This window comes from Nonomuraea sp. NPDC003201 (assembly GCF_053590415.1).
Genome location: NZ_JBSFTC010000469.1, coordinates 1 through 6,197, shown reverse-complemented (window position 1 = coordinate 6,197; position 6,197 = coordinate 1). Strand labels below are relative to the sequence as shown.

The window sequence follows — 6,197 nt, the reverse complement described above, 5'->3', positions numbered from 1 at the left end:
CGGCGCGCCGGCACCTCTCAGGCGCGCAGCCTCTCCAGGCGGAGCGTGTCGCGCAGCAGCGGGCGTGCCGCCAGGGCAACGAGCACCGCGGCGAGAACCCCGATGCCCGCCATGGCCACGGCCCTGCCGGCCGCCCAGCCGAGCCACCCCACCTGGTAGTGGTCGGCGAGGGGCACGATCACCGCCAAGGTTCCCGCGACCGCCGCCACGACGCAGATCGGCAGCGCGGCGATGACCGCCTGCCGTACGAGGACCCCGCCCAGCGCCCGCTCCGGCACCCCGGAGGCGGCCGGCGCGGCGAACGAGCGGTGGTGATCGAGCAGCTCCTCGGCCTGGTGCACCACGAGGGCGGCCGCCGACGTCACCAGGGCCACCAGGAGCGCGGCGTCGACGCCGGCGGGGGACGGGGGCCGCGCCATCACGGGCGCGGCCGTCTCCGTCGACGCGGGTGTCACCGCCTGACGCGTTACGTCACCTTCCGGTCATCACCGGAAACCTCCGCGTAACCCTTGACATGTCCGCACGCCTCCCAGCACGCTTGTCATGAAATGGAAAGACTTTTCACTGTGTGAAAAGACTGGAAGGCGGCTACACCCCCATGAGCCATGAACAGGCGTTCGCCGAGCATGCCCCCGCCCCCGACGACCAGGCCGCGGCCGCGCGGGCTTCCGATGCGAGGCTGAGAGCGGGGGCGCAAGTGGTCCTCGTCGCGCTCGCGTTCTACGTCGCCGTCGAATCCCTGGGGCTCGGCCTGTGGACCTCGTTCGGTCCCGGGCCGGGGTTCTTCCCGTTCGTGCTGGCCATCGCGCTCGGGCTGCTCGCGCTGGCCTGGGCCGCCCAGACGAGGCGGGCCCGTGCGGATGAGGACGGCCCGGCCGAGCGCACCGACGTGGGCCACGCCGCCGCCGTGCTCGGCAGCCTGGTGGTGCTCGCGGCCGTCATGGACCTGGCCGGCTACCAGATCAGCGTGTTCGTGTTCCTCATGTTCCACCTCAAGTGGCGCGCGGGCCGGAGCTGGGCGCTGTCGCTCGTGCTCTCCCTCGCCGGCAGCGTGGGTATCTACCACGGCTTCGACCAGGGGCTGATGGTGCAGCTGCCGCCGTCGGCGATCCCGCTCCTGGCCGGCTGGGGCCTGTGATGGACGTCCTGGCCGACCTGCTCGGCGGGCTCGCCACGGCCCTGTCGCCGCAGAACCTCCTGTACGCGTTCATCGGCTGCCTGCTCGGCACCCTGATCGGGGTCCTGCCGGGCATCGGGCCCGTCGCCGGGGTGGCGCTGCTCATCCCGCTCACCCTCAACCTGGACCCGACCAGCGCCATCATCATGCTGGCCGCCATCTTCTACGGCACCCAGTACGGCGGCACCATCACCAGCGTCCTGCTCAACACCCCGGGCGAGGCCGCCTCCGCGATCACCACGATCGACGGCTACGCCATGACCAAGCAGGGCCGCGCGGGGGTGGCGCTCACCATCGCGGCGCTCGGCTCGTTCGTCGGCGGCACCGTCGCCACCGTCGGGCTCGTCGTCGCCGCCAAGCCGCTCGGCGACCTGGGCCTGCGGATCGGGCCGCCGGAGTTCTTCGCGCTCATGGTGCTCGGCATCTCCCTGCTCGTCGCGCTCGCCGGCCGCTCGATGACCAAGGCGCTCATCTCCGGCGTGCTCGGCCTGCTGATCTCGATGGTCGGCATCGACCCGGTGGCCGGGGCGCCGAGGTTCACCTTCGGCAGCGAACGCCTGCTCGACGGCATCAGCTTCGTCGCCGTCATCATCGGGCTCTTCGGCCTGTCGGAGATCCTCGTGGCGGCCAGGGGCGGTACCGCCCAGGCGGTGGCCCCAGGGCTGCGGGCGCTCCTGCCGGGCCGTGCCGACCTGCGGCGCAGCGTTCCGGCGATCGCCAGGGGCACTGGCATCGGGTTCGCGCTCGGGCTCGTCCCCGGGATGACCGGCTCGGTCTCCTCGCTGCTCGCCTACGGCGCGGAGCGCAGGTTCAGCAGGCACCGCGCCGAGCTGGGGTCGGGCGCGGTGGAGGGCGTCGCGGGGCCGGAGACGGCCAACAACGCGCACGCGAACGGCGCGCTCGTGCCCCTGTTCACCCTCGGCATCCCGGCCTCACCGACGATCGCCGTGCTCATGGGCGCGTTCCTGCAGCAGGGGCTGACGCCGGGGCCGACCCTGTTCGCCGAGCACGCCGACGTCGCCTGGGGGATCATCGCCAGCCTGTTCGTCGGCAACGTCATCCTGCTGGTGCTCAACGTGCCGCTGGTGCGGGTGTGGACGTCGATCCTGCGCATCCCGTACCCGGTGCTGACCGCGCTGATCCTCACGTTCATGGTCGTGGGCGCGTACACGATCAACTTCTCCGTCTTCGACGTGTTCGTCATGGTCGCCTTCGGGCTGCTCGGCCTCGTGCTGCGCCGCCTGGACATCCCCCTGGCGCCCCTGGTGCTCACCCTCGTGCTCGGGCCCCTCATGGAGCGTTCCCTGCGCGAGTCGCTGGAGCTGTCGCAAGGCGACCTCACCGTCTTCCTGACCCGTCCGATCTGCGTCGTCCTGCTGGTGATCGCGCTCGCCATCGCCCTGAGCCCGCTGCTGAGCCGGCTGCTGGGGCTGCGCAAACCCGCCGTCCTGGCCGAGGACCCCGAGGCCTGAGGCCAACACCCCCCATAAGGAGTCATCGTGAAAGTCAAGATCGCAGCTACGGCCATGGCCGTGGCGACGGCGCTCGCCGCGTGCGGCGCCCAGCAGTCCGGCGGCGCCGCGGGCGCCTGGCCGCGCAAGGGGAAGCCGGTCACGCTGATCGTCTCGTTCGCGCCCGGGGCGGCCGTCGACGCGGCGGCCCGCGTGGTCGCACCCGTCCTGGAGAAGGAGCTGGGTACGAACGTCGAAGTGCTCAACAAGCCGGGCGCCGGGGGACAGATCGGCTACACTGCGCTCACCAAGGCCAAGCCCGACGGCTACACCATCGGCGCCACCGGCTCGCCGTCCGTCGTCGTCTCGCCCCTCGACCCGAGCCGGGGCGCCACCTACACCCGGCAGAGCTTCCTGCCGCTGGGCATGCAGGTGCTCGACCCGATGCTGGTCGGGGTCGCGCCCGGCAGCCCGTACAAGGATCTGAAAGCCCTGATCGAGGCGGTCAAGGCCAAGCCGAAGAGCGTCACCGCGACCACGACCGGGGTGCAGACCGGCGAGCACTTCGCCCTGGCCGACATCCAGCAGAAGACCGGGGCGGAGTTCGCGCCCGTGCACTTCTCGGAGGGTGCGTCGTCGGCCATCGCCGCCTTCCTCGGCAAGCACGTCGAGGCGTACGTCGGCAACGTCAGCGACGTCAAGGACCTCGTCGCCCAGGGCAAGATCCAGGTGCTCGGCGTCATGTCGGCCGAGCGGAGCCCGTTCCTGCCGGACGCGCCCACCTTCGCCGAGCAGGGCTTCCAGGTCGAGGGGGCAACCGCCCGCGGCTACTCGGCGCCCGCCGGGCTGCCGGACGAGGTCCGCGTCAAGCTCGAAAGCGCCCTGAAGAAGGCGATCGAGGACCCGGCGGTCGTCGCCAAGATGAAGGACCTCGGCCTGGCCACCGCGTACAAGTCCGGCCAGGACTACAGCACGTACTGGGCCGACCAGGAGACCACGGTCAAGCAGGCCCTCCCCCTCGTCCGCAACACCAAGAGCTGAAAGGCGCCTTCAATGAGCGAGACCTCCCAGGACGCGCTGGCCCGGCTGGCCGCCCTGCCCACCGCCAACATCGGCGACGCCATGGACCGCCTCGGCGTCCTCGACTCCCGGATCCGCCCCATCTGGCCGGGCGCCCGCGTGGCCGGGCGCGCCTTCACCATCTGGACCCGATCGGGTGACAACGCGCTCATCCACCAGGCGCTCGACGTCGTCGAACCCGGCGACGTCATCGTGGTCAACGGCGGCGGCGACGAGTCCCGGGCGCTGATCGGCGAGCTGATCGGGCAGCGCGCCAAGAACAAGGGTGTGGCCGGGTTCGTCATCGACGGGGCCGTCAGGGACGCCGACGGGCTCGGGGAGATGGGGATGCCCGTCTTCGCCCGCGCGGTGACGCCCGCGGGGCCGTACAAGAACGGGCCCGGCCACCTCGGCCGCACCGTCGCGGTCGGCGGCGTCGCCGTCGCGCCGGGCGACCTGATCCTCGGTGACGCCGACGGCGTGGTCGTCGTCCCGCTCGCCGAGGCCGAGCGGGTCGCGCAGGCGGCCGAGGCCGTCTTCGTGACCGAGGAGGGCAAACGGGCTGCCATCCTTGAATCCGCGTGACGACAGGTTCATCCGCGTGCGAGAAAGGGTTCCGCCGATGACCGCCGGACAGCCGCAGCCGTCCATGCGCTCGGTCGAGCGCGCGTTCGACGTGATCGAGGTGCTGGAGCGCAGCGACAAGCCGCTGCGGCTGTCGGAGGTGGCGCGGCGGGCCGGGCTGTCCCCGGCCACGACGCTGCGCCTGCTCGGGGTGCTGCAGCGGCGCGGGTTCGTGGTCGCCGGGCAGCAGGCCTACCACCTCGGCCCGGCCGCCCTCGCCATCGCCCACGGCTTCCTCGTCACCGACGGCCTCAGCCGCGCGGCCACCCCCGTGCTCCAGGAGCTGGCCGCCACCACCGGCCTGACCACGACGCTGCACATCAGGTCGGGCCTGGAACGCATCGTCATCGCCCGCGTCGACGGCGCCGACCCGCTGCGCTACCAGCTCCCCATCGGCCGCCGGCTGCCGCTGCACCTGGGCGCGGGCAAGGTGCTCGCGGCGGCCATGCCGGACGACGAGCTCGACGCCCTGATGGCCGCGGTCCGCGACCTGGGCACCGCGGGCGGCAAGCCGGTCAGCGAGGCCGACCTGCGGGCCGAGCTGGAGCAGATCAGGGAACGCGGCTACCACTTCTCCATGAACGAACGCGTGCTCGGGAGCTCGGGCATCAGCGCGCCCGTGCCGGCCCCGGACGGCCACTCCATGGCGTCGGTGGGCATCTCCGGCCCCGCCGAGCGCCACCCCGAGAGCGAGATGCTCGGCTGGGTGCCCGAGCTGCGCCGCGCCGCCGCCGCGCTCGGCCGGGCGCGCGACCTTTAGCCATGGTTCACATATAAGAGGACTGAAGAGATTGATCATGCGTTGCGCCGTCATCGGACTGGGCGAGGCGGGCGGCGTCTATGCCGCCGCGCTCGCCGCCGCCGGGCACGAAGTGCTCGGGTACGACCCCGGCGACACCCCCACCCCCGAAGGCGTCACCAGGACGGCGACCCTGCGGGAGGCCGTCGAGCAGGCCGCGTACGTGCTCGTCCTGACCGGGGCCGCCGCGGCTCCCTCCGTGGCCGAGCAGTGCCTGCCCCACCTGGCGCGGGGCGCCTGCTACGCCGACTTCACCTCGGCCTCCCCGGAGGTCATGGAGCGGCTCGGCCGGATGGTCGGCGAGCGCGCCGACTTCGCCGACGTGGCGATCCTGGGCCCGGTGCCGTTGCACGGGCACCTGGTCCCGCTGCTGGCCAGCGGGCCGGGGGCGGGCGCGATCGCCCGGCTCGTCCGCCCGCTCGGCGGCCCGCGCGAGGTCTCCGTGGAGGTCCTCGACGGGCCTCCCGGGGCGGCCATGGGCCGCAAGCTGCTGCGCAGCGTGTTCATGAAGGGGCTGGCCTCCGTGGTCTGCGAGGCGGTCGCGGCGGGGCGGGCGGCCGGGGACGAGGACTGGATCAGGGCCGAGATCGCCAAGCAGCTCGCGGGTGACGGCCAGGCCGTCATCGACCGGTTCCTGACGGGCACTCGTACGCATGCCGTACGGCGGGCCATGGAGATGCGCGACACCGGCGCCTACCTGGACGTCCTCGGCGTGCCCGCCGAGATGACCCGCGCGGCCGAGCAGACCCTCCGCCGCCTGTCCACCGGCTGACGCGGCTTTTTGTCGGTGGGCGTTTTTTGTCGGTGCGCGATGACATGATCCGGCCATGACGACCTTCACGCCACCGCCCGACACCGCGGCCTGGCGGCACCTCGACGCGCGCACCGGCTTCGAGGTGGTCTACTTCCGGCCGCTGCCGGACGGGCACCGCGTCGAGGGGTGCACGACCGCGGTCGAGGAGGGCTTCACCTGGGTCGTCGACTACGTCATCGAGCTCGACGCGAGCTGGCCCTCGCGCGAATGGGACGACGGCCTGCTGGACGAGACCGCGACGACCCTGGCCGAGGTGGCGGGCGGCGCGGGCAC

Annotated in this window: 8 protein-coding genes; 7 read left to right on the top strand and 1 reads right to left on the bottom strand. The window is 72.6% G+C overall.

Annotation, left to right across the window (positions count from 1 at the left end):
• Positions 1–17 precede the first annotated feature (17 nt).
• Positions 18–455 carry a hypothetical protein gene (locus ACWDX9_RS58100; RefSeq protein WP_449971910.1) on the bottom strand — a complete coding sequence of 146 codons (438 nt, stop codon included), beginning with the start codon at positions 453–455 and terminating at the stop codon, positions 18–20.
• Positions 456–568: 113 nt separating this feature from the next.
• Between ACWDX9_RS58100 and ACWDX9_RS58095 the strand changes: the two genes are divergently transcribed.
• From ACWDX9_RS58095 to ACWDX9_RS58065, 7 genes are all read left to right on the top strand, one after another.
• Positions 569–1,138, top strand: a complete 570-nt coding sequence (locus ACWDX9_RS58095; protein WP_449971907.1) for a tripartite tricarboxylate transporter TctB family protein — start codon at positions 569–571, stop codon at positions 1,136–1,138.
• Positions 1,138–2,649 carry a tripartite tricarboxylate transporter permease gene (locus ACWDX9_RS58090; protein WP_449971904.1) on the top strand — a complete coding sequence of 504 codons (1,512 nt, stop codon included), beginning with the start codon at positions 1,138–1,140 and terminating at the stop codon, positions 2,647–2,649. The genes ACWDX9_RS58095 and ACWDX9_RS58090 overlap by 1 nt, the downstream gene beginning before the upstream one ends.
• A 27-nt stretch (positions 2,650–2,676) precedes the next feature.
• Positions 2,677–3,669 carry a tripartite tricarboxylate transporter substrate binding protein gene (locus ACWDX9_RS58085; RefSeq protein WP_449971901.1) on the top strand — a complete coding sequence of 331 codons (993 nt, stop codon included), beginning with the start codon at positions 2,677–2,679 and terminating at the stop codon, positions 3,667–3,669.
• 12 nt (positions 3,670–3,681) lie between these two features.
• A complete protein-coding gene (locus ACWDX9_RS58080; protein WP_350739434.1) occupies positions 3,682–4,272 on the top strand; it encodes an RraA family protein in 591 nt (196 codons plus the stop codon).
• 37 nt (positions 4,273–4,309) lie between these two features.
• Positions 4,310–5,071: an IclR family transcriptional regulator gene (locus ACWDX9_RS58075; protein WP_363972768.1), complete on the top strand. Its 762-nt coding sequence runs from the start codon at positions 4,310–4,312 to the stop codon at positions 5,069–5,071.
• 37 nt (positions 5,072–5,108) lie between these two features.
• On the top strand, positions 5,109–5,882 hold the full coding sequence (locus ACWDX9_RS58070) for a DUF1932 domain-containing protein (RefSeq protein WP_449971898.1): 774 nt from the start codon (positions 5,109–5,111) through the stop codon (positions 5,880–5,882).
• 55 nt (positions 5,883–5,937) lie between these two features.
• The coding region (locus ACWDX9_RS58065) for a putative glycolipid-binding domain-containing protein (protein WP_449971896.1) at positions 5,938–6,197 on the top strand (260 nt) is incomplete at its 3' end.